The 23,917-nt window shown below is 40.8% G+C and carries 25 protein-coding genes, 1 pseudogene and 1 riboswitch; of the genes and pseudogenes, 13 read left to right on the top strand and 13 right to left on the bottom strand.

Annotated elements, in window-relative coordinates; genetic code table 11:
• Positions 1-142 precede the first annotated feature (142 nt).
• On the bottom strand, positions 143-1,198 hold the full coding sequence (gene cax / locus ACFWE9_RS05930; protein WP_230160479.1) for a calcium/proton exchanger: 1,056 nt from the start codon (positions 1,196-1,198) through the stop codon (positions 143-145).
• 178 nt (positions 1,199-1,376) lie between these two features.
• Between cax and ACFWE9_RS05925 the strand changes: the two genes are divergently transcribed.
• Entirely contained in the window at positions 1,377-2,543 is a 1,167-nt protein-coding gene (locus tag ACFWE9_RS05925; protein ID WP_377356023.1) for an MFS transporter, read from the top strand.
• A gap of 333 nt (positions 2,544-2,876) precedes the next feature.
• Positions 2,877-4,796 carry a heavy metal translocating P-type ATPase gene (locus tag ACFWE9_RS05920; protein WP_230160483.1) on the top strand — a complete coding sequence of 640 codons (1,920 nt, stop codon included), beginning with the start codon at positions 2,877-2,879 and terminating at the stop codon, positions 4,794-4,796.
• 230 nt (positions 4,797-5,026) lie between these two features.
• On the opposite strand, the gene ACFWE9_RS05915 is transcribed toward ACFWE9_RS05920, so the two are convergent.
• Both ACFWE9_RS05915 and ACFWE9_RS05910 read right to left on the bottom strand, forming a co-directional pair.
• Positions 5,027-5,866 carry a YihY/virulence factor BrkB family protein gene (locus ACFWE9_RS05915; RefSeq protein WP_230160485.1) on the bottom strand — a complete coding sequence of 280 codons (840 nt, stop codon included), beginning with the start codon at positions 5,864-5,866 and terminating at the stop codon, positions 5,027-5,029.
• Between the two features lie 16 nt (positions 5,867-5,882).
• Positions 5,883-6,284: a YtxH domain-containing protein gene (locus ACFWE9_RS05910; RefSeq protein ID WP_377356020.1), complete on the bottom strand. Its 402-nt coding sequence runs from the start codon at positions 6,282-6,284 to the stop codon at positions 5,883-5,885.
• Positions 6,285-6,515: 231 nt separating this feature from the next.
• On the opposite strand from ACFWE9_RS05910, the gene ACFWE9_RS05905 reads away from it, so the two are divergent.
• The 4 genes from ACFWE9_RS05905 to ACFWE9_RS05890 all read left to right on the top strand — a co-directional run bounded on the left by ACFWE9_RS05905 (position 6,516) and on the right by ACFWE9_RS05890 (position 8,869).
• A complete protein-coding gene (locus ACFWE9_RS05905) occupies positions 6,516-6,740 on the top strand; it encodes a DUF1128 domain-containing protein (RefSeq protein ID WP_053344366.1) in 225 nt (74 codons plus the stop codon).
• Positions 6,741-6,843: 103 nt separating this feature from the next.
• Positions 6,844-8,109: a molybdopterin molybdotransferase MoeA gene (locus ACFWE9_RS05900; protein ID WP_377356018.1), complete on the top strand. Its 1,266-nt coding sequence runs from the start codon at positions 6,844-6,846 to the stop codon at positions 8,107-8,109.
• Positions 8,097-8,615, top strand: a complete 519-nt coding sequence (mobB, locus tag ACFWE9_RS05895) for a molybdopterin-guanine dinucleotide biosynthesis protein B (protein WP_377356016.1) — start codon at positions 8,097-8,099, stop codon at positions 8,613-8,615. The genes ACFWE9_RS05900 and mobB overlap by 13 nt, the downstream gene beginning before the upstream one ends.
• An 11-nt stretch (positions 8,616-8,626) precedes the next feature.
• Positions 8,627-8,869 carry a DUF2164 domain-containing protein gene (locus ACFWE9_RS05890; protein ID WP_289323608.1) on the top strand — a complete coding sequence of 81 codons (243 nt, stop codon included), beginning with the start codon at positions 8,627-8,629 and terminating at the stop codon, positions 8,867-8,869.
• 40 nt (positions 8,870-8,909) lie between these two features.
• Here the strand turns inward: ACFWE9_RS05890 and map are convergent, their stop codons facing one another.
• The 5 genes from map to motA all read right to left on the bottom strand — a co-directional run bounded on the left by map (position 8,910) and on the right by motA (position 12,367).
• A complete protein-coding gene (gene map / locus ACFWE9_RS05885) occupies positions 8,910-9,656 on the bottom strand; it encodes a type I methionyl aminopeptidase (protein ID WP_230160496.1) in 747 nt (248 codons plus the stop codon).
• A gap of 115 nt (positions 9,657-9,771) precedes the next feature.
• Positions 9,772-10,287 carry a type 1 glutamine amidotransferase domain-containing protein gene (locus tag ACFWE9_RS05880; protein WP_377356013.1) on the bottom strand — a complete coding sequence of 172 codons (516 nt, stop codon included), beginning with the start codon at positions 10,285-10,287 and terminating at the stop codon, positions 9,772-9,774.
• A gap of 218 nt (positions 10,288-10,505) precedes the next feature.
• Complete coding sequence (locus ACFWE9_RS05875) at positions 10,506-10,781, bottom strand: late competence development ComFB family protein (RefSeq protein WP_230160499.1); 276 nt, start codon at positions 10,779-10,781, stop codon at positions 10,506-10,508.
• A gap of 46 nt (positions 10,782-10,827) precedes the next feature.
• A complete protein-coding gene (motB, locus tag ACFWE9_RS05870; RefSeq protein WP_230160502.1) occupies positions 10,828-11,583 on the bottom strand; it encodes a flagellar motor protein MotB in 756 nt (251 codons plus the stop codon).
• Positions 11,576-12,367: a flagellar motor stator protein MotA gene (gene motA, locus ACFWE9_RS05865; RefSeq protein ID WP_230160504.1), complete on the bottom strand. Its 792-nt coding sequence runs from the start codon at positions 12,365-12,367 to the stop codon at positions 11,576-11,578. The genes motB and motA overlap by 8 nt, the downstream gene beginning before the upstream one ends.
• Positions 12,368-12,618: 251 nt before the next feature.
• Between motA and ACFWE9_RS05860 the strand changes: the two genes are divergently transcribed.
• On the top strand, positions 12,619-12,765 hold the full coding sequence (locus ACFWE9_RS05860; RefSeq protein WP_377356010.1) for a hypothetical protein: 147 nt from the start codon (positions 12,619-12,621) through the stop codon (positions 12,763-12,765).
• Between the two features lie 32 nt (positions 12,766-12,797).
• Here ACFWE9_RS05860 and ACFWE9_RS05855 read toward each other — a convergent pair whose 3' ends face one another.
• On the bottom strand, positions 12,798-13,895 hold the full coding sequence (locus ACFWE9_RS05855; protein ID WP_377356008.1) for an AbrB family transcriptional regulator: 1,098 nt from the start codon (positions 13,893-13,895) through the stop codon (positions 12,798-12,800).
• A 385-nt stretch (positions 13,896-14,280) separates the two neighbouring features.
• Here ACFWE9_RS05855 and mreBH point away from each other — a divergent pair, with 385 nt between their 5' ends.
• From mreBH to ACFWE9_RS05830, 5 genes are all read left to right on the top strand, one after another.
• Entirely contained in the window at positions 14,281-15,288 is a 1,008-nt protein-coding gene (gene mreBH, locus ACFWE9_RS05850) for a rod-share determining protein MreBH (RefSeq protein ID WP_230160508.1), read from the top strand.
• A gap of 256 nt (positions 15,289-15,544) precedes the next feature.
• Positions 15,545-16,108: a tyrosine-type recombinase/integrase gene (locus ACFWE9_RS05845; RefSeq protein WP_230160510.1), complete on the top strand. Its 564-nt coding sequence runs from the start codon at positions 15,545-15,547 to the stop codon at positions 16,106-16,108.
• Positions 16,109-16,159: 51 nt separating this feature from the next.
• Positions 16,160-16,657, top strand: coding sequence for a cation:proton antiporter regulatory subunit (locus ACFWE9_RS05840; RefSeq protein WP_230160512.1), 498 nt, complete (start codon positions 16,160-16,162; stop codon positions 16,655-16,657).
• Positions 16,658-16,663: 6 nt separating this feature from the next.
• A complete protein-coding gene (locus tag ACFWE9_RS05835) occupies positions 16,664-17,890 on the top strand; it encodes a cation:proton antiporter (RefSeq protein WP_377356005.1) in 1,227 nt (408 codons plus the stop codon).
• A 468-nt stretch (positions 17,891-18,358) separates the two neighbouring features.
• A complete protein-coding gene (locus ACFWE9_RS05830; protein WP_230160516.1) occupies positions 18,359-19,225 on the top strand; it encodes a YihY/virulence factor BrkB family protein in 867 nt (288 codons plus the stop codon).
• A 52-nt stretch (positions 19,226-19,277) separates the two neighbouring features.
• Here ACFWE9_RS05830 and ACFWE9_RS05825 read toward each other — a convergent pair whose 3' ends face one another.
• The 4 genes and pseudogenes from ACFWE9_RS05825 to ribE form a co-directional block, all read right to left on the bottom strand.
• A complete protein-coding gene (locus ACFWE9_RS05825; RefSeq protein ID WP_230160518.1) occupies positions 19,278-20,444 on the bottom strand; it encodes a DHH family phosphoesterase in 1,167 nt (388 codons plus the stop codon).
• A gap of 417 nt (positions 20,445-20,861) precedes the next feature.
• A complete protein-coding gene (gene ribH, locus ACFWE9_RS05820; RefSeq protein ID WP_230160520.1) occupies positions 20,862-21,332 on the bottom strand; it encodes a 6,7-dimethyl-8-ribityllumazine synthase in 471 nt (156 codons plus the stop codon).
• Between the two features lie 79 nt (positions 21,333-21,411).
• Positions 21,412-22,050 (bottom strand): annotated as a pseudogene (ribB, locus tag ACFWE9_RS05815) (3,4-dihydroxy-2-butanone-4-phosphate synthase); the annotation flags it as partial.
• Positions 22,051-22,068: 18 nt separating this feature from the next.
• Positions 22,069-22,707, bottom strand: coding sequence for a riboflavin synthase (gene ribE, locus ACFWE9_RS05810; RefSeq protein WP_377356003.1), 639 nt, complete (start codon positions 22,705-22,707; stop codon positions 22,069-22,071).
• 147 nt (positions 22,708-22,854) lie between these two features.
• A riboswitch (FMN riboswitch) is annotated at positions 22,855-22,985 on the bottom strand.
• 201 nt (positions 22,986-23,186) lie between these two features.
• On the opposite strand from ribE, the gene ACFWE9_RS05805 reads away from it, so the two are divergent.
• Positions 23,187-23,915: a TspO/MBR family protein gene (locus ACFWE9_RS05805; RefSeq protein ID WP_377356001.1), complete on the top strand. Its 729-nt coding sequence runs from the start codon at positions 23,187-23,189 to the stop codon at positions 23,913-23,915.
• The last annotated feature ends 2 nt before the right edge of the window (positions 23,916-23,917 follow it).

Genomic DNA, 23,917 nt, shown 5'->3' with positions numbered 1-23,917 from the left:
TTTACAAAAGCATGATGAAAAATTTTGGATTAACTTATGAATGGTAATTTACTAATATAGAAATGACTCTGCTAAATCTAACCTGAGCAGAGTCATTTTTATTTATATAAAAAAACCTTCCGAGTCGGAAGGTCTGGAAATCTTATAATAAGTAAAAACCAATCCCCATAATGAAGTAAGCAGCTAATAGTGTAAGGCCTTCAAACCAGTTCGTTTCCCCGTCATTGGATATCATGATCATCAGAAAGACAGCTGAAACCATTGAAATCAGCTCTGGCCATGTAAAAATAAGCGGCATATGTGTCGGATACATTAACGAAACCAGTACGAGGACAGGTGCTACGAACATCGCTACTTGAAGTGTGGAACCAACTGCAATCTCAACAGCTACATCCATTTTATTTTTATAGGCCATTATGACAGCGGAAGCATGCTCGGCCGCGTTACCTACAATCGCTACGATTATGACACCGATGAATAACTCCGTCCACCCGAAGGTTTCCCCCACTTCATTGAACGTATGGACAAGTTTTTCCGATACGTACGCAACAGCCAGAGTAGCAACAGCAAGTATTGTTATCGCCTTTTTCTTGTTCCATTCCGGTTCTTCCTTTTCATGCTCCTCTATTTTCTCCGTATGCTGATATACCCCGCGGTGAGTAACCAATTTAAAGAACAATGCAGCAAGATATAATAAGATTAAAATAATGGAAATTCCGACACTCAACGACATCGTGCTTGATGCACTCATCTTTTGTGTGAACACTTCCGGTATAACGAAGGCTACAATAACAGCAAAGATTAACAGACCGGCATTATGTCTGGCATCGAATACATTAAATTTCTGCCGTTTGTATTTGGTCCCGCCAATAAAGAAGGAAAGTCCTGCCACCAATAATAAGTTTCCTAAAACCGAACCAGTCAAAGATGCCAATACGACACCCACCAGCCCCGCTTTCAATGAAAAGATAGATATGATCAATTCGACTGCATTACCAAAGGTTGCATTCAAAAGCCCGCCAATCCTTGGTCCCATAACAATCGCTAAACTTTCCGTCGCTCGGCCCATGAAGCCCGCTAGCGCAATGATTGTTAAGCAATATACGATGAACATGATTACGCTTGGCCAATGCAATAAAGAACCAATGACAGATATAGGGACACCTAATACGATAAGTCCCAAAAATATTTTATTCACGAAACTTCTCCTCACAATCTTTTATGTTCTTTTATGTAACAAAAACTTCGTGCTTTAACAAAGGTACATTTTATCATTGCTTCTCATCTTGTCAATATTTACCCAAATTTCTATTGCTTAATCCTCTTCCAAGGATGTAACATCAACAAGGTAAACAATTCTTAGGAGACATGGATTTATGAATCAAAAATTGCTTATAAGTGTTTTAATCTTTATGGTCGGCATATCAGGTTTTTCTCAAGGAATGCTATTACCCATCATTGCCATCATTTTTGAAAATGACGGGATCAGTTCTTCCTTAAACGGCTTTCATGCTGCGTCACTTTATATCGGAATTCTGTTGATTTCTCCTTTTATGGAAGCACCACTCCGTAAATATGGATATAAGCCTTTGATATTATTTGGCGGAATGACAGTCATCCTTTCACTTGCCTTGTTTCCTGTATGGAAATCATTCTGGTTTTGGTTCGTGCTTCGTTTCTTCATTGGCATCGGGGATCATACGCTTCACTTTGCTACTCAGACATGGATCACCGCTATTTCACCTAAAGCAAAGCACGGAAGGAATCTTGCCATTTATGGCCTTTTTTTCAGTCTTGGCTTTATGGTTGGCCCGCTGATGACGAAGCTTCTCGAAATCAATCAGTCATTGCCCTTCATCATCACATCCATACTTAGCCTGATCACTTGGTTAACTGTGTTCCTAATTAGAAATGAGCTTCCTGAACAGGATGAATCTGAAAACACATCATTCCTTGGCACACTCAAAAGGTTTACGAAAGTGAGCCGCATAGCTTGGGTCGCTTTTTTACTTCCGTTCACCTTTGGCGTGCTCGAAGCATCATTGAACAGCAATTTTCCAGTATTCGCCTTGCGATCAGGAATCGACTTAACTGCAGTATCCATTATCATCCCAGCATTTTCAGCTGGTACTCTGCTTACACAGATTCCTCTAGGAATGGTCAGTGACCGCTTGGGCAGGAGAAAAACCTTGCTGATTATCCTTTTTTTAGGATTTATCATATTTACACTTGCAGGAATTTATTCCCTCTCAGTACTTGGCCTTTTCATTTGCTTTATGCTTGGCGGAATGATGCTGGGTTCGACTTTCTCGCTAGGAATCAGTTATATGGCAGATCTTTTGCCTAGAAATCTTTTACCTGCAGGAAATTTGTTATGCAGTATCTTCTTTAGTCTCGGAAGCATCGGCGGACCATTTTTGGGTGGCTTGGTCATTGAACATATACAAGGGGGGAATTTTTTCTATATGATCAGCATCATGCTTTTCCTTGTCTTCATTTCATTAGCCCGGTTTAAGGAAAAAATGCCTGCAACAGATATGTAGTATAGTTTATTATCTGAACAACCCCATTTATTATTCAATTTGTTGGAGTTTATCAATAGTGCCTTTATATTGAAATAAATGGCACTTTATATTTTTTCCTAGATTAGAATCATTCTTCTTTATTTTTGAATAGGATATGTGGTAATATAATATTAGCAAAAAGGAAATCACGTATATAAACCTCTGAAATCATTGCTGTCATCGCAATTACGATGGCAGCTTTCATATTTTATCCAGAGATTTGACGTTGATTATCTTTCTCAATTATACGAAGCGCAAATGATAATCTATATCAATTACACAAAAATAGAGAAGAATGTGGGAGGGAATCTTATGACTACAGATACTAAACATTTAACCCAACCGGCTACGTGCAAAACCTCTTGGTTGGAAAAAGTAAAACCTCATTTAGAACTTATTGCTGCATTATTCAGCGGTTTATTAATAGTGTTCGGCTGGGCTCTTTCAAAGACCGGAATGGAGTCCACCTCCATCGTCATATACTTGGCCTCTTTCCTGATTGGCGGATATGCCAAGGCAAAAGAAGGCATAGAAGATACGATTGCTGACCGGGAATTGAATGTTGAGATGCTAATGATTTTCGCAGCCATTGGTTCTGCGATCATTGGATACTGGACAGAAGGTGCCATATTGATTTTCATCTTCGCTTTAAGCGGTGCACTTGAAACGTATACGATGAATAAAAGCCATAAAGAAATTTCGGCGCTTATGGACTTACAGCCTGAAGAAGCCCTACGCATCACTAACGGATATGAAGAAACCGTATCCGTTTCCCAGCTGCATATCGGGGACCTGATTTTAGTGAAACCAGGTGAAAGAGTACCTTCAGACGGAAAAATCACAGACGGACGCACCAATATCGATGAAGCGGCCATAACTGGTGAATCCATTCCTGTCAGTAAATCACTGGATGATGAAGTCTTTGCCGGAACGGTTAATCTTCGTGGAACGATTACCGTGGAAATCACCAAACCAGCAAGTGAAACGTTATTTCAAAAAATAATCACTCTCGTTCAATCCGCTCAAAGCGAAAAGTCCCCTTCTCAGCTGTTCATTGAACGGTTTGAAGGGACTTATGTAAAAGTCGTATTGACAGTTGTCGGCTTGATGATGTTCGTACCCCATTTCGTATTGGGCTGGAGCTGGACAGAAACATTCTACAGAGCGATGATCCTGCTCGTTGTTGCTTCTCCTTGTGCCCTTGTGGCCTCTATTATGCCAGCTACACTATCAGCCATTTCAAATGGTGCACGTCATGGGATTTTATTTAAAGGCGGTATCCATCTCGAGAATCTAGGTAACCTGCAGGCAATTGCCTTAGATAAAACAGGCACATTGACAAAAGGTAAACCAGAAGTGACGGATGTTATCATCCGCGAAGATTTAAACGAAGAAGATTTCTTATTTCATATTGCATCCATTGAAAATTATTCAAACCACCCTTTGGCAACATCGATCGTACGTTATGCTAAAACGAAATTGGAAAAGGACATCATGAAACCGGATAACATGGAAGATATCTCAGGTCATGGGGTTCAAGCTTATTTTAATGGTGTACTTTGGCAAGTAGGTAAAGCTGATTTCGTCGGTCGTAATGAAGCCGAACGATTCCAAAATGGCGTTGCGCTGACATTGGCAGAACAAGGAAAGACGATCGTTTATGCAAAAGATGATAAAGGGATTGCCGGTATACTCACTTTGAAAGATGTTGTACGTGAAGAAACGATTGCTGCCATCGAAGCTTTGAAAAATGAGGGCATCCATACTGTCATGCTGACAGGCGATGGTGAAAAAACGGCTAAAGCGATTGCGGCGGAGAGCCATATTGATGAATTTATTGCCGAATGCCTACCTGAAACGAAAGTGAATGAAGTGAAAAAAATGAAAGAGCACTTCGGCACTGTAGCAATGGTTGGGGATGGCATTAATGATGCACCTGCTCTGGCAACTGCTTCTGTCGGAATCGCAATGGGTGAAGGTACGGATGTTGCCTTGGAGACAGCGGATGTTGTTTTGATGAAGAATGACCTGCCTCGTATCGCGGAAGCCGTTAAATTATCCAAGAAAATGAATCGAATCATTAAACAAAATGTCATTTTCTCAATTTCTGTCATCATGATCCTGATAGCATCCAACTTCCTTCAATTCTTAGACCTGCCATATGGCGTCATTGGCCACGAAGGAAGCACAATACTGGTTATACTGAACAGCTTAAGACTTTTGAGAAATTAAAAATGGAAAAGGAGCCCTTAGGGCTCCCTTTTTTTATGGCACTTTCATTTAGTGATATCCGTTTTTACCGTTTGCTGAACCTGATGTTTTATGGTTCGAACCTTTTTTTCCTTTTTGCTTTGTGCTGCCATCCTTTTTACTCATGAAAGAACTCCTCCTCTATAAAAGTTGTCTTTTCAGAAATAGTATCTGCAGCAGGATCATACGCTATTACGGGAACTCCAGGAAGCTCATTCACATTCTGGATTTTCCTTTTCACTTAAAAGGGCATTTATTTCCCCGCCCAATATAATGATGAGTCCCGATAAATAAAACCAAACCATTAATATGATTATCCCTCCAAGGCTTCCATATGTCGCGGAATAATTAGCAAATCTCTCCACATAAAATGAAAACAAAAAGGAAACGAGGCACCATCCTGTAGTTGCAAAGACAGAACCAGGCAGCACGGTTAGGCATTTCAGTTTTTTGTTGGGCGCTATCCAATAAAGAATCGTGAACACAATTAAAAATACAAGCGAACTAATCACCCAGCGCAGTCTATTCCAAATCGTTAGAAACTCATCGGATTGTCCAATTTCGGCAAATAGGAATATTCCAATCTGTTTTCCGAATACCGGAAGCAATAAAACGACAATAAAAACAAAAATCATCGCTAAAGTGAGAAGAATCGACATTCCCCGGGAAATAAAGAAAGTTCGACTTTCTTTTACACTATATGCATGGTTAAAAGCTTTAATGATTGCATTCATTCCATTCGATGCAGACCAAATCGTTCCTATGACACCAATTGACAATAAAGTACCATTCGCCTCCATCACTTCCGATAGGTTAGCCTCAATGATTTTCATCGAATCTTCAGGTGCATATGTACGGACAGTATTTAATATATCTTCTTGGGAAAATGGCAGATAGGCCAATAAAGTGAACAAAAAAATTAGTAACGGAAACAGCGAAAGTAAGAAGAAATAGGCCAGCTGTGCAGCTAGTCCCGACACATCATCCATCTGTAACCGTTTTATGAAAGTTTTGAAGAATGAGCCTTTCAGCCATTCTTTTTTATTGGCCATACCTCCACCCCATTTTCTAATTTAAGGAAACACGTTCTTTCTGATCATCACTTGAAGACGATTCTTCCTGACCCTCTGAAGCAAAGACTTCCTTCGTCTCCATCACCACTTGCGCAACTTGCGATGGAATATCTTTCATCTCCTCTACCTTTTGGGAAATGAAGGATACATCATCGGTAATTTTTTCAACAGTGGAACGGACTTTTGATGATGTTTCACGTACTTGTGAAAGTACCCTATTGGGATTCTTTACGAATTCCTTCATATTACTCATGCAACCTTTGCTGTTTTCCAATAAAGACTCACGCGTGTTCTTATCAAAAAGGCTTACCGCGGCCCCTGCTAACGCCCCTAATAAAACTGCTTGCATAAATTTACTTTTCTTGGCACAATTATATTCTTCTCGAATGTTGCTCATATATTCTCCTCCTCTTCATATATTGGTTGATGGATAATGGTAGCTATCTCCATTATACAATGGATTAAAAAGTTTTTTCCTATCTTTTCCCACTCTCTCTCACTTTAAAACGTGGAGACACCCTTGTGAATTGGAGCTCATGCTTCGTTTTCTACTTGAATATTCATTGACTTCTAGGGGTAATCATGCAAAGATGAAAATAATTTAGGAACGTATGAAAGGATGAGTGAAATGGATTTAACACAAAACACTGCCGAAAGTGTCGAGTTTATGGTTGAAGCAATTAAGGATAAGTTAAAAGTGATGAACTTCGGTGCAATCAAATCCACCCATTTTGATATCGAAATGTACGAAGAACTGCATGATATTTATAAAATGGTGATGAAAAAAACGAATTTCAGTGTCCGTGAAATGGAAGCTATCGCTGAAGAACTTGGAAGACTCCGTAATAAGTAACATTCAGGTCCTCACATATTGGTGAGGATTTTTTCATTTTTTTATAAAATCTGCTACATTTGTTATATAGATTATTGTTGAAAAACAGAAGGGAGTTGTTCGCATGGTGGAAAGAAGAAAACCTATCAGTATCGCAGAAGCAGTGGAAAAAGTGATGAAACATCAACTAAAAGGACATGTGGAGCTGATTCCTCTTGACGAAAGCCAAGATCGTTTTTTGGCTCAGGATATAACAGCTACAAATGATGTTCCGCATTTTAACCGATCGCCATATGATGGATTTGCCCTAAGATCCAATGATACCGTTGAAGGGTCCTTAAATAATCCACTAGAGTTCGAAGTGGTTGAAGAGCTTGCCGCGGGTATGGTATCAACTATTCCCGTACAACAAAACCAAGTAGCAAGAATCATGACTGGCGCTCAGATGCCAGCTGAATGTGATGCCGTAATTATGCTCGAGCTCACAAAGGAGTTTGAAAAGGACGGAAGAAAATACATATCGTTTAAACGGTCCCTTAAGGAAGGGGAAAACGTTTCTTTTCAAGGTGAGGACGCAAAGAAAGGAGATATTCTCGTAAAAAAAGGCTCGGCGATCAATCCAGGGATCATCGGCTTGCTGGCAACATTCGGTTATGCTGAAGTGCCAGTTGCCACAAAGCCTGTCATCGGATTATTCGCTACGGGTTCGGAACTTCTTGATGTTAATGAACCATTGCAGCCCGGGAAGATCCGCAACAGCAATTCGCATGCCATCTCCGCCCAAATTCGAAGGGCTGGAGGAGAAGTCCGTTATTATGGAAAGCTTAAGGACGAATTTGAATTAAGCTACGAGGCCATTTCAACTGCCTTGGAGGAAGTCGATCTGCTCATTACAACAGGCGGCGTTTCCGTCGGTGATTTTGACCTCCTCCCTGATATTTATAAAAAACTTGGAGCCGATGTCTTATTCAATAAAGTGGCCATGCGACCGGGAAGCGTGACGACTGTAGCGGTATATAATAATAAATTTTTATTCGGTTTATCCGGTAATCCATCCGCCAGCTATGTCGGCTTTGAACTATTTGTAAGACCGATGATCCGAACTATGCTGTTTTCTGAAAAGCCCCATTTACGAAAAGAGAGGGCACAATTGGCAGAGGACTTCTTAAAGCCCAATCCATTCACACGTTTGCTGCGGACCCGGTTATTTTACGAATCTGGCCAGTTGAAGGTAATTCCTAGCGGTGTGGATAAATCCAATATTACAACAAGCTTGGCAGGTGCCAATTCACTAACCGTCTTACCTGGGGGGACCCGTGGTTTTCAAACGGGAGATATCGTGGACATCCTGCTACTTGATGACCAAGAAGGATGCAAATGGTCTTGGTGAAGAAGCCCTTTATTTTTCAGGTGGTTGGCTATCAAAATAGAGGAAAAACGACATTCATAACGAATATGATCGAAAAGCTTCGCGCAGTAAAAGTAGAGACAGCCGTTTTAAAGCACCATGGACATGGCGGAAAACCAGATATCATAGGTATGAAGGATTCCCAAAAACACTTTCAGGCTGGGGCTGCCGCTTCACTTGTTGAAGGAGATGGAACAATAGAGTTGCTCGGCAATTTCAAGACTGGAGCCCCTATTACTGAGCTCATTCAATTATTGGGTCTTTTTTCTCCCGATGTGATTTTAGTAGAAGGCTATAAGCAAGAGGATTTTCCTAAGGTCATTCTAATCAAAGAAGAAAGTGACCTCCTCTTATTGGAACGGCTTACGAATGTCAAAGCAGCGGTGGCTTGGCCAGAATGCCTGGAACGAACCAGAAATCATGCCTTAGTACCCGTCTTTCCTTTGAATTCTGATCAATTCTTTTCATGGCTTTTAGAACAAATATGAAGGAGGACACAATGTTCATTCAATTTCCCTTAGAAAAACGACGCAAGATGATCGAACGTATCCAAGAGTATGTGTATCAGGAACACGGAAAGGAAATCGGTGAAATCGCTGCTGAAAATCACTTGCAGTTCATTTTCGAAAACATAGCTCCCTTTATTTATAACGAAGGTATCAAAGATGCTAAAAAAGTCATTGAGGACAGATTAGGAAATATTGAAGAAGATTTGTATTCATTGGAACGACCGATTGATTAAGACAAAAAACAGCATCATACTTGATGCTGTTTTTTTCCATTCATTGTTCGGTCAGAATAAGCGGACCGTTCTTTGTTATGGCAATCGTGTGCTCATATTGGGCCGAGTATTTCCCGTCTGCTGTGGAAGCCGTCCATCCATTTGCATCCCTACTGGCTTTATATGTTCCTACGTTGACCATGGGTTCGATTGTGAATACCATGCCCTCTTTAAGACGTGGACCTTTATTCGGCAGCCCATAATGCGGAACCTGCGGCTCTTCATGAATGACATTACCTATGCCGTGTCCGATGAAATCACGAACGACCGAGAAGCCTTCCGCTTCGACATATGTTTGAATGGCATGACCAATATCACCAATCCGCTTGCCTTCCACACACACTTCAATCGCCTTATATAAAGATTCCTTCGTCACATGCACTAAATGTTCCGTTTCCTTTGAAACCTTACCGACCGTATACGTCCAGGCCGAGTCGGCTAGAGCCCCGTTGTTATTGACGACCATATCAATCGTTACGATATCTCCATTTTTCAAAGGTGTTTTTCGAGGGAAACCATGGCAGATTTCTTCGTTTATGCTTGCACATGTCGCATATTCATACCCTTTGTACCCTTTTTGTTCCGGCTTTGCCCCATGTTTTTTTAAGAATCCTTCGACAAATTCTTCTATTTCCCATGTTGTCACACCGGGAACAATCATTTTCGCAATCTCCCTATGACAAGCTGCCAAAATTTTACCTGATTCATGCATCGCTTGAATTTCACGTGCAGATTTTAATACAATCAATCGTGACACTTCCTTTTTTATTCGTCTCTCCTTTTATTTTACTGCAAAGCAGGAAGTATATGAATCCTTTACATCTTATAAAATAAAAAATCCCGGCATCTGCCGGGATTCTTTATTATTTCAATAAGTTAAGCGATTCCCGAGTAAATGCCGGTAAATCTTCTGGTGTCCTGCTTGTTACAAGTTGATTGCCGCAAACTACAACCTCTTTGTCCAAATATGTGGCACCCGCATACTCCATGTCCACTTTAATGGATGTATATCCTGTTGCATGACGTCCTTCAAGTGTTTTTGCCGTAATCAGTAACTGTGGCCCATGACAGATCGCGAATACAGGTTTTCTATCATCCATGAATGACTTCGCGAACGTTACGAAGCGTTCGTCTGCACGTAATTGGTCAGGCGAGAAACCGCCGGGGATGAATAATGCATCGAAATCCTCTGGCTTCACTGAATCGATGCTTTCATCAATCTTGACTTCCACTTCCCCTTGTTTCCCTTTAACCGTTTTCCCTTTTTCCATTTCAATCGTCGTTACCGTATGTCCGGCTTCTTCAAATGCCTTTGCCGGTTCACTGTACTCCGAGTCCTCAAACATATTCGTTACTACACATGCGATTTTTTTACTCATAAAAAATTCATCTCCTCAATTTTAGATCGAATGAACTTACTTTGTACTCTAGTTATGTTCCCTTCTGCACACTAAATAAAACACAGAAATCATAATGCTCCCATATAATCCTCTTCGTTTACGCGATAAATCCCACTTCTATTCCCAATCATGGATATCTTCCTGGATTAGATCAAAAAAAGATAAGGGGCCGCTTACCTCTTATCTTTTCCATGATATCAATGTTTAGGATACTGCCCTACAACGTGTATGGTATTGATGACTCTCTTGTTGATCCATCTCCGGTTTTCTTCCGTATTTAAACTTTCAAACACCCGCTTACGCCCTTCTTCCGTGGTTACATAGTAATTAGGCAGGTTATTCAAAGATAATGTGATGATGTCGTTTTTACATTTGCTGCACGAACAAAAAGTTTGGTATTCTACACCTGACATGAGAACCTGAACCCATGTCACAACGATTTCTTCCATCACATTTGTATATTCTCTTTGCATATAGGCTCCTTCAAAAACCAAAAACCTGTCCCTTCCAGACAGGTTTTCACTCATTTATTGCTGTCCGTGGAACAATCAGGATTTCAACTCTCCGGTTTTTCGCTCTTCCTTTTTTCGTATCATTAGAAGCAACCGGCTTGAATTCCCCATGCCCCTTAGCGCTGAACATTTCAGGATCCAACTCTTTATTTTCGAGGAGAAGTTTCATGAAATTCACGGATCGCATCACGCTCAGATCCCAATTGGATTCGTACTGGTGAGTCTTAATAGGAACATTATCTGTATGTCCGCTTACAATAATGTTTCGGGGTAAGTCCATAACCAGTAAAGATGAAATTTCCTTAGCGATCTTTTTGTTTTCACTTCTAACTTCCGCAATACCTGATTCAAACAGCACATTTTCCCGAATTGAAATCAACATACCTTCATCCGTTAGGTTCGTCCCCAATTTATCCGTTAAATCATTCTTTTTGATATAGGCATTTACACGCTCCTGAACTTCTGCAAGCTCTTCTTCCTCGTTTTTCCCTAACTTCTTGAGATCTTCTGCCCCTGCCTTTTGTTCTGGTGATGTCGGCTCATTGCTGGGGGAATCACTTGGGAAATCCATAAATCCCGTTCCGCTCGTAAAAACCTGGTTAAATACATTCGACAACTGTTGGAACCTGACTGCATCAACCGAACTTGAAGCGAATAAGACGATGAAAAGTGCAAGAAGCAAGGTTAAGATATCTGCATAGGGAACCAGCCATGATTCATCAATATGCTCTTCATGCCTTTGTTTCTTTTTCCGCCTAGCCATCTTCTCTCACATCGCCTTCTAACCACTTTTTGCGATCTCCAGCAGGCAAATAAGAGGTTAGTTTCTGTTCAATCGTTCTTGGTGCTTCCCCTTCAATGATCGATAAAATCCCTTCTATCATCATTTCTTTGATCCGGACTTCCTGCTGCGATTTCCGTTTTAGCTTATTAGCAAATGGATGCCATAACACATAGCCGGTGTAAATCCCCATCAAGGTTGCAACGAACGCGGCAGAAATGGCATGTCCCAATGCCTCCGTGTCAGCCATATTGCCCAATGCAGCGATCAACCCGATGACCGCACCCAATACTCCAAGTGTCGGTGCATATGTTCCAGCTTGACTGAATATCGCTGCCGCGCTTAAATGGCGTTCTTCCATCGCGTCTATTTCCTCTGCTAAAATATCACGAATATAATCTGCACTCTGACCTTCGACAGCAAGATTCAAGCCATTTTTCAAAAAGGTATTATCCACTTGATCGGAAATGCTTTCCAATGCCAGTAAGCCTTCTTTCCTGGCAATGACCGCCCATTCCGAAAAAGTTTTTATTAATTCTTCAGGCTTTGTCAATTTTTGTTCCAAGAATAAAATCTTGAATATTTTTGGCAGTCTTTTTAATTCTGACAAAGGGAAAGCCGTTACGACAGCAGCTATCGTCCCTACAATAATGATCAAAATAGCCGCCGGGTTAATCAACGCCGTAACACTAACGCCTTTCAACACCATTCCGACCAAGATGGCCACAATGCCAAGAACTACGCCCAAAACTGATGTTATATCCATAGTACTCACCCATTCATTTAAAGTCTCGTCTTCTCCTTATATCGGATGAAGTTTGGAAAAAATGAGGATTTTTTTACTATTCCATTCTAAATTTCATTAAACGATCACAAAATCTACCTGCTTTACTCCTTGCAAAGATTCGATTCAACAGTATTTTTCAACAAGTCGGATAAAATTTTCTTCGTGAATCGATTTTCAAGTCATTCCGTGAGTGACTTGCGGCATAGCGCCTGAAATTTATTCTTTTACTCGTGAATTTAACGCTTTTACTCGTGAGTTTCAGTGTTTTACTCGTGAATTCAACGCTTTTACTCGTGAATTTTGCCGTTTTACTCGTGAGTTTCAGTGTTTTACTCGTGAATTTCAATCAGCTTTTGATGTTTATTTATTTGTTGTGATTTTTTCCATATTGAAACAAGGACAAAGCATGTCAGCTTTGTCCTTGTTCTTGTTTTCCCTGACTTCTTCCATCCAGCCATTTGATGATGGGGGATAGAAAAAATAAAATGAATAATATCCTGAATAAATGAAAGCTTGTGACTACGGATAAATCTACATGAACAGACATGGCTGTGACTGCCATTTCCGCCACGCCGCCTGGCGCCATGCTCAAAAACAGTTCGTTTGCCTGTAAAGATAAGAGCGGCGCAAATTGTATCGACAGATAATAGCAAAATCCGATTAACAGGACATTACTGACGAATACCGCTCCGAACATCTTTCTGAAAAGTCGGGGGTTATCAATCTTCAGTGTGTAGCCTAAATGAGCGCCAATCAATAGTTGTGACAAGTTCAACCAAAAGTCAGGAATTTGCGGAGCACCCGGACCTCCTAAATTAAATAGAGCAGCCGCCATGAGGGGCCCTAGTAAAAAAGGCAGCGGGAAGTTCACCTTCTTTGTGATGAAGATGAATAATAGCAAGATTGCCAACATCATGAGGGCTAATTTCGCATCATACTCAAATAAGAAAAATGGCCGCTCCGATATGGCTGCAACTGCACCAGATTCGGCTGACATGACATGTGTCACGAGCCAAGGAACAATGGATATTACCAGGATGACCCGAAGTGTTTGCATGAAACCTACAACCGTTTCATCACTATCCTTCATTTCCTCACTTAAAACCACCATCTGGGAAAGGCCTCCCGGAAAACTGCCAAGCATGGAAGTGCTGAAAGATAGATTCATTCTTTTCCCAACGAACCAGCCCGTCAACACCGTAAATAAAATGATTGCGATAGTCGTAAAAAGCATAACCGGTAAATATTCAATCATCTCATGTAACGATTGTTTGGTGAATGAACTGCCCAGTTGTAAACCAAGGATGACCAATCCGGTGCTTCTAAAGGTTTTAGACCAAAACATATACTTCCCTAATTTCACTTTCGCAATCATCACCACAAATAATGGTCCGAGCATCCATGGTAAGTATATTCCAAGGCAATCAAACGCATATCCGCCTAAGAAAGCTAGAATAGCTGTAAACATGACTCTAAAACTCTTACTCTCACTTAAATATGTACTCACCACAAATTACCTTCTTTAACTATGTGAATTAATCATCTATATCTTAACATAAAATAAGGGCTTTTAACGGCCGGCTTTCAGCAAGGAATTGTATCCAAGCTCGCGCCTACACATATGAGGGGCCAATATTTTGTCGCAGCAAGCTTACGTTTTACTAAAGGCAATATGTTGCCCCGATGTCAGGATGGCTTGGTTACAATTGGACATTTGCCGTTCTTGGCACCTTTGCCATCGCCAGCGCATTTTAATATTTCATCATGTTTTCCCTATATAAATGAGACTAATGTGAAGCTTCCACTATTTACTAGATTTCCCACCCCCACAAATTCATGATAAAAGGTAGAATGATTATATAGGGGTCAAACTCTTATGGAGGGGTGACTAAATGTTATCAAATACAGAAATAGGCATTGATTTAGGAACTGCAAATACACTAGTTTACAGTAAAAATAAAGGAATCGTATTTAATGAGCCATCGGTGGTGGCCATTGATATAGAGACTAATAAAGTATTGGCAGTCGGTGTGGATGCAAAAAACATGATTGGAAAAACACCTGCAAATATCGTTGCAATCCGTCCACTTAAGGACGGTGTCATTGCGGATTTTGATGTAACCGCGCAAATGCTTCGGGAAATCATGAAAAAAGCAAGTAAGGACCTAGGCTTATCGATCCGAAAGCCTAGTGTCGTGGTCTGTACGCCATCAGGTTCCACATCAGTGGAGAGGAGGGCCATTCAGGATGCAGTCAAAAGCTGCGGAGCCAAACAGGTCCACCTCATTGAGGAACCGGTAGCGGCAGCAATCGGCGCTGGCCTGCCTGTCGAAGAGCCCATTGCTAATGTGATCGTCGATATTGGCGGCGGCACGACTGAGGTGGCAATCATCTCATACGGCGGTGTCGTTTCTTGCAATTCAATCAGAATTGGCGGAGATCAATTGGATGAAGATATCAGCCAATATGTCAGAAAAAAACATAATGTGTTGATCGGTGAAAGAACAGCTGAGGAAATAAAAAAAGAAATCGGCTATGCACTCGTTGAACATTCCGTAATCACCATGGAAGTCAGGGGCCGTGATCTTGTAACGGGTCTTCCAAAGCCGATTACAATTTCATCCTCTGATGTTCAGGAAGCCATCCAGGAATCGCTTCTTCATATATTAGAAGCAATCAGGGCCACTTTGGAAGATTGTCCACCTGAATTAAGCGGGGACATCGTCGATCAAGGCGTCATCTTATCCGGAGGGGGCGCACTTCTCAACGGAATCCAAGAATGGCTGACGAATGAAATTGTCGTACCAGTCCGACTTGCAGATAATCCGCTTGAATCAGTGGCCATCGGAACCGGCCTTTCACTTGAAGTCATTCACAAATTACAAAAAGCCGTATACTAAAAAGATGAAGGAATCCCTACTCGGGATTCCTTTTTTTCTCGGGCAAAAGTTCATATGATTCTCCGCTATATAGAGATATATAACTTCCCTGATATATTTTAATTGATTTGAGTAGAGAATAAGGAAGAGGTTTTTTTACATTCAACAGTATGCATTGCATTTGGAGAAGGATTAACTTATCAGGTCTTAACACATGCAATGTTACATAAAGTGTGATATAATATAATTATGTTACATTGGTAAGAGGAGAAGATCTATGGAATATGTAGAAGCCTTTAAGGACATCAATCAAATCAGCAAAATGAAGACTTACTTACGAGCTCACTCCAGTCGGGATTATTTATTGTTTGTAATCGGCATCAATACCGGTATGAAGATAAATGAAATGCTGGAAATCACCGTCGCCGACGTTCTCGATGAATCGGGAAAAATCAAGGAGTTTTATGAGCAACGGATGGAAAATGACGAGGTCAACCAAATTTATTTGAACCTGAAAGTTCGTACTGCCTTACAAGAATACCTTAAAGGCTCGAAGGTTATCGAAGGTCAATTTTTATTTCTTTCCCCTAAGACAAAAAAGCCGATCACACGCCAACAGGCGCACCGAATCATCCATGATGCTGTGGAAGGTGCTGGCCTGACAGGTAAATTCGGAGCAAGTTCGATGCGCAAAACTTTTGGCTACCATGCCTATAAACAAGGAGTGTCACTAGCTTTGATACAGAAGCATTACCATCATTCAAGTCCATCGGAGACACTAAAATACATCGGCATATCAAAGGAAAAGAAATTCAATACGAATATTGACGTTAACTTATGAACATTCTGCTATCTTCAATAAACTCTAACCAAATTTTAAGGAGGAATTCCAGTGAAAATTAGAGAAAGTGAACTTCCTGGTATTGGCCAAAAGTTCGAAATCATAACGAGAAATGATGAAAAGTTAGTGATCGTCATTCACGATGACGGCCGTCGGGAATTGTACCATTTTGATAATGAACATGAAGATGTCATTTCCAGCATCACCCTTAATGACCAGGAATCGCGGCAACTGGCTTCCATAATAGGCGGCATGGTTTATAAACCACAAGCACTTGAAACGATTGAAATGTCATTGGGCGACTTAGTGATTGAATGGTTTAAAGTGGAACCAGGTTCTAAAGCCATCAATCAGACAATCGGTTCGATCGATATCCGGAGCAATTATAACGTAACCGTGATAGCCCATTCGAAAAAAGGAAAAAAACAACTGAGCAACCCTGGTCCTGAGTCCATCATCGAAACAGGCGATACACTCGTGATATCCGGTGAAAGAAAAGATATCCGTAACCTGACTAGAGAATTATTGACCGACGAAAGGAGTGATTAAGCTCATATGGACCATTTAGTCTTTGAAGTGGGTACTGCCCTACTTCTAGTAGCGTTCGCTGCTCTCTTTGCAGGTAAATTTAAAATATCTAATGTTCCAGTATTAATTATCATCGGGATGCTCGTTGGCCCCCATGCCCCAACCTTCGGGGTCATTGACCTCCGTTTCATTGAAAGTGAAGAAATCATCGCTTTCCTCGGCCGTGTCGGTATCTTATTCCTTCTGTTCTACTTAGGCCTTGAATTTTCCGTTAAAAAACTAATGAAGTCCGGAAAAAATATCGTGACAGGCGGAACGTATTACATTGTAATCAACGCCGGTTTGGCATTGCTTTACGGTTTCCTTCTCGGTCTTCCTTTAAAGGAAGTACTGATCTTAACGGGGATTATCAGCTTTTCTTCAAGTGCCATTGTGGCGAAGGTACTTGTTGACCTTAAAAGGACCGGTAACAATGAAACGGAGCTAATTCTTGGTATCATCATGTTTGAAGATATCTTCCTCGCTGTGTATTTATCAGTCGTATCAGGATTGGTATTAAGCTCTTCCGGTTCCGTTTGGGGAACGTTACTTTCAACTTTTATCGCGATCGGATATATGCTTGTGTTTTTTGTTATCGCCCGAAAAGCATCTGGGTTCCTAAACAAATTATTCAATATAACCTCCGATGAAATATTTATTATTGTCGTGTTCGCTTTACTGTTCTTCATCGCAGGTTTCTCGGAAACCATTCACGTAGCGGAAGCCATTGGTGCATTACTGCTCGGCCTTGTCTTTTCTGAAACGGAACATAGCGATAGAATCGAGAAGCTTGTCATTCCATTTAGAGACTTCTTCGGAGCCATATTCTTCTTCAGCTTTGGCTTGAGTATCGATCCGACGACCCTTGGTGGAGCTGTCTGGATGGTTCTGGGAGCCGTCATCATCACTATAATCGGTAACTTTGTGGCTGGAATGATTGCAGGACGCAAATCCGGCTTATCTCACAGGGCCTCCGCAAACATCGGATTGACGATTGTTTCACGTGGTGAATTCTCCATCATTTTAGCCAACCTAGGCATTGCTGGCGGTTTAATGCCTATACTAACCCCGTTTGCGGCACTTTATGTTTTAACCTTAGCGATTCTTGGTCCAATCCTTACAAAAGAATCCAACCACATCTATAATATCCTGAATAAAGTCTTCAAATGGAGCCCCCCGAAGGTTCAAAAGGAACCTGAAAAAGAAGTTCAATAGCTAAAAAGGCCAGATATGCTGTCTGGCCTTTTTTCTGATTACTTTTAAAGTACACCTTTGATGTTAAATGGGGCTTTCTGTATAAGTGCCATTAGATATTTAACATACCTTGTACTAATATTAGCAATATTATTCATAAGCTTTGAAGTACCAACAGCACAAGCTCACGTGGTTAAGAATATTTGTTTTCCGATTCTTTACTCCCGATTTTCCTCGACATGATACTCACATACCTGTGAATTCAGCCAATGGAGAAGTGAATGGGCTAATGTAAGTAACCATTAACTTATCATTCATATACTCGGGTTTCGTTAATGCATGTTATATCAAGCATTAGCGCACGGATTAAACATGAAAAGGACCTCTTTACGAAGTATCTTTCAATTTCTTTTAATTAGAGGATTAACTTACCTGAACAGAGGGAAAAGAAGCAGATAACCTAAGTAACTAATCAGGAGTGAGGCCCGGATGAATAAGTCGTTAAAATTTTCCAAAAAACTCATCAAAGAAATAAAGGAAGATCGTGTAACGGGGCTGGCAGCAGAACAAGCGTATTACTATTTACTCGCACTATTCCCTTTGCTCATTTTATTGCTGTCCCTACTTCCTTATCTGAACATTGATATTCAGACAGCCTTGGATACGCTCAAAACCTTCATGCCAGTTGAAACGATGGATGTCATCGAGAAAAACATCATCAACATATTGAGTGAGCGTAACGGCGGCTTACTGACTTTTGGTTTCCTTGGCACCATATGGTCCGCATCAAACGGAATGAATGCATTCATCCATTCCATGAATATCGCTTATGATGTTGAAGAAACAAGGAATTTCATTAAAGCCCGTTTCATTTCCATTGTTTTGACTTTAGGCTTGGTTGTTGCATTCATCGTCATGTTAGGTCTTCCCGTCTTTGGGAAAGTCATCATCGATTTAATACAGCAAGTCATTTCAATTCCAGAAGAAATGCAAATCTTATTCAGCTTATTACGGTGGGTTATCGCCGTTGTGGTCATTTCACTCGTCCTGACTTTTTTATATCGTTTTGCACCGAATAAAAGTTTTCCCATTAAACATGTCATTCCTGGGGCAGTGACCGCAACTGTACTTTGGTTAGGAATATCACTTGGATTCTCATTCTATGTCAGTAATTTTGCCAATTATTCTTCCACTTACGGCAGTTTGGGAGGCGTCATCATCTTGATGCTATGGCTATATTTAAGTGGTTTGATCTTTGTGATAGGCGGAGAAATCAATGCGATACTTCATCGTCAAAATTCCATACCAAAAAAACCATCGCGCACGATCGTACATCCCGTTCCACTTAAAAGGTAAAACATGAATAAACCCGAAAGCGGCTGCCCCATTTGGACAGCCGCTTTCCTATTCATCCTTTATTGACAAACTCTTCATATCTTTCATCATGGGCAAGCCATGCTGAGTATTTCCGCTTCATGTATTTTTCCGCTTCCCCAAATGTATCGAATGTTTTTTTCTGTTGTTTTCCGTTGATTTCAACAATCCATTCTTCCTCTTCATCTTCATAGATGAATATGTCCTGTTTTTCTCTCGTTGAATATAAGCAGCCCTCTGGGGATTCTTTTACATTCAATTGATTTTTATGAGCATCACGTTTTAGCGGCTCGGCAAAGAAGGTTTTTTCGACGTATTGGCTATATGCCTTTTCGGACATGGTACACCCCGCAGCTTTTTGATGGCCACCCCCATCGTACTTGCCAGCAACTTCAGAAACATCTATGTCATCGTGGATTGTCCGAAAGCTGATTCTTTTACTTCCGACCATCAGGATGGCGATATAATCCAGATGTGAGAATTCTTTCGATAGTTCATTTCCAAGTTCTGAGTGATAGGACTCTGCGTGGACCACACCAGCTGTATGCGGGCCGACCGTAGCTTGATAAACTTCTCTTTTTTTCCTGTTTATGTACCGATCTACTCGACTTTCTTCTACATTCAGAAGAGTTTGCTCCACTTCGTCAAAAGTGAAACTTTCAGCAGTAGAAAGCTTATGTGCGATTTTCATTTCAAATTCTTCAATCGGAATCATGAAAAACAGGTCATTTAACCGTTTTGCCGTCGCATTTTTATTAACTTCCCATTCCCATGTATCGTATTGGCGGACCAATTCGACAAATTCAGCTACGATGCTTGAAGGTTCCAGCAGATTATTTTCAACTGCATACTGATAGAATAATGAAGTCGCTGCTGTCTGTTTACCGTCTTCCTGCTCGACCGTTACAGATGCCCAATCATGTTCGTTCAAATGCAGCGCTGACTTATGATGGTCTATCAACAGCGCTTTGCCTCCGTCTTCCACAAACTGCGAAATCATCTTTTCATTATCTTCATCAACCGAAAGATCGGTAACAATTAAGGTATCTTCAATTTTTGCCTGCTCAAGAAATGCTCCTACATTCTGATTAAGGCGACCGATCGAATTGTAACTTACCACTACTTCTTCTCCAAATGCCAACTTAGCTACAATGCCGCAGCCGACTCCATCTAAATCATTATGTGTAAAGAGATGGTACACACAAACCCCTCCTAATAACTAATAAATTTACTTTTCCCTAAAGATATCAATTTCAATAGCAATCTTTACAATTGTAGCATAATCATATCCGCATATTTTACCATGCTTCCATTCCTCCATGATTTTGTTCTTTTTTTTTTGAAAAACTCCTAATAATTCGTTATTTACCAGATTTTATATTGAATCAAGGCATGTTTTCATTGATCACTTAAAAAGTCACTATCTGGGGTTAACCAAAGCTTGGAAGCCTCCAGTTTGTTATTGAAAAAGTCCAAGGATGTCGAACGTGTCATTTGATGAAATTGAAGGAAACACGCTAGAAGTCATCGATCAAACCCATACAATAAATGGTCAATAAGAAAGTTTACTCAAAAAAATCCGCAGGGATGTTCTTCCCTGCGGATTTCCTGAATGAAATTACTGTTCAATCAATTTTCCAAGGTTCGCCATTTCAATCGCACTAACGGCCGCTTCATAGCCTTTGTTACCAGATTTTGTACCGGCACGTTCGATGGCTTGCTCGATATTCTCAGTTGTCAACAAACCGAAGATAACTGGTACACCTGTGTCCAAGGAAACGGCAGCCATTCCTTTAGCTGCTTCATTGCAGACATAATCATAATGTGTAGTGGAACCCCTGATTACCGTTCCAAGACCGATCACTGCATCATATTTGCCTGTATTCACAAGTTTCTTCGCAATTAATGGAAGTTCAAAAGCACCTGGGACCCAAGCGATGTCAACATCATTTTCATCCACACCATGCCGCTTAAGTCCGTCCAATGCTCCGCCTAAAAGCTTGCTTGTGATAAACTCATTAAATCTTCCTACAACGATTCCAACTTTCAATCCTGATCCGATTAATTGTGCTTCAATAATTTTCCCCATGTCCAATTCCTCCTAGTTTTTAAAAAATATCTTTTTTCATGTGTAGATTTCATTGCGCAAAAATCATCCCTTACGCATTCGGAATGTTCAGTTCAAGTTCCTGTTTCCCACTTGTATCGCTTTGTTTAAGGTAACGAATTAAATCGGCTATCGTGATGAATTTCAGGTTGAATTTCTCAGCGATGACTTCTAAATCTGATACACGTGCCATCGATCCATCTTCATTCATGATCTCACATATGACACCAGCTGGAGCGGCGCCGCATAACTTTGCCAAATCCACCGATGCCTCCGTATGCCCTGCCCTCCTTAATACGCCGCCTTCTTTAGCGACGATCGGAAAAGTGTGACCAGGTCTTTGAAAATCTTCAGCGACAGAATCTTCTTTAAGAAGTTCAAGTATGGTCAAAGACCGTTCAAAAGCACTGATTCCTGTAGAAGTGCTTTTATGATCGACACTAACCGTAAACGCAGTGCCATGATGGTCGGTATTTTCTCCTACCATTGGATGCAGGCTCAATTTTCCTGCCAGATCTTCAGTAATGGTTGTACAAATCAAGCCTCGTCCATGAGTCGCCATGAAATTAATCGCTTCCGGTGTTGCCTTTTCAGCCAACACAACAAAATCCCCTTCATTTTCACGGTCTTCATCATCGGATACGATTACTACCTTGCCAGCTTTCAAATCTTCGATCGCTTCTTCAATTGTATGGAACATCATTACACCGCCCTTTTATTAGAATCCGTGTTCTGCCAAAAACTCTAAATTCAGTCCTGGTTTTGAATCGCCTTTTTTCATTTGATGTATAATATATTTCCCTATCATGTCGTTTTCGATGTTAACGATATCGCCAGCCGCCTTATGCCCCAATATGGTGTCCTGATGAGTCAAGGGGATCAGTGATACAGTCAAAAGGTTTCTTTCGATCCCAAATATCGTCAAGCTCGTTCCATCAATGGCAACGGACCCTTTCGGAATGCAATAGTTACTGAGTCCTTCTTCCAATTGGATTACATAATAGACGGCATTTTCTTTACGCTCTTTTTTTATGATTGTTCCTGTTCCGTCAATATGGCCTGAAACAAAATGACCACCAAACCTTCCCTGTGCACTCATGGCTCGTTCGAGATTTACAGGTGATCCCAATTTTAACGTCCGGATCGAGGAAGCTTTGACCGTTTCCGGCATTACGTCCACCGTAAACAAACTTTTCGTGAAGGATGTTACCGTTAAGCAGACCCCGTTGACTGATATACTATCCCCGAGATGAACATCTTCAAGGATTTTCTCAGAACGAATCGTCAACTCCATACTGCTTGTTCCTTTTTTCAAGGAATGGACGGTACCGATATCCTCAATGATTCCCGTAAACATGTTTTTCCCCCTTTTATAAAATATAAAAAACCCCTTAGAAATGACCTAAGGAGTTAGCAGGAGAAATGAGTGAAAAAAATTGTATACCTAAAAAGCCCAATATTTTCATTTTTGAAAAATTAGGCACACGTATACATTTGGGTTTCACACGTCCTTCTCCCATCCAGACTGTACTGTCGGCTTTGGAATCTCACCAAATCCTGCCTTTATCAGGCTCGCGGGCTTAGAATTTCTTCATCACCGCCGGTTGGGATTTTCACCCGACCCCGAAGGACTAAAATAATATGAATCTTTGAATATTTTAACACCATAAAGTGAAGATGTAAAATTTCTAACCTTAAATGGTTCAATTGTTACAGGAATTCCTCTCATTACGGAAAAATAAACTCCACGTACCCCGATGTGCTCCAAAAAGGTTAATCAGGCTAAAGGTGTGGAATAAGGTAAAAGGAATCACAATTCATACAAGGAGGAAGGCCATGCTCATTACCATCATCAATTTGATTTTCTATCTATTCGTCGTCACATTGAATTTTTTAGCCAATTTCCTGCCATTGAACGACCAAACATCAGGAGAGATTTCCGATAAACTGGATGTACTTTTCACTCCAGCCGGTTATGTATTTTCCATATGGGGCTTCATTTACTTTTTGCTCGCCATCTGGGTATTCAGGCAGTTTTTAAGGAAACATCAAAACAGCCCTGCTTATAAGGCATCCTTCCCTTGGTTTGCTTTAAGCTGTGCGCTCAATGGCGCTTGGCTTTTGGCTTGGCACTATGAACACTTTCTGTTATCCGTATTCATTATCATTGCTCTGTTGACTACTTTAACGGTCATTTATACAAGCATAAAAAAAGTGGAGCACACTACTTTTGATTTATTTCCATTTTCCGTTTATACAGGCTGGGTAAGTGTTGCAACCATGGCTGACATTGCTTATTACCTCACCTATATTGAATGGGACGGCATTGGAGTTTCCAATGTAGCTTGGACGATCGTCTTGCTGATTGCAGCAACAATCCTGGCCTTTGTCTTTGCAAGTAAAAACCGGGATTGGTGCTATCCTCTCGTATTCGTTTGGGCGTTCATAGGCATAGGGATACGAAATGGTGCTGCCTACCCGATAATCTCAGATACTTCCTTTATCCTGGCTGCTATCACCTTTATCATAGCCATCACCATCTTCATTAAGAATAGAAGGAACTGAAA

The organism is Peribacillus sp. NPDC060253 (assembly GCF_042727425.1).
GTDB lineage: Bacteria > Bacillota > Bacilli > Bacillales > DSM-1321 > Peribacillus.
Note: the sequence above shows the minus strand (reverse complement) of the source record. Positions and strands in the feature narration are given on the sequence as shown.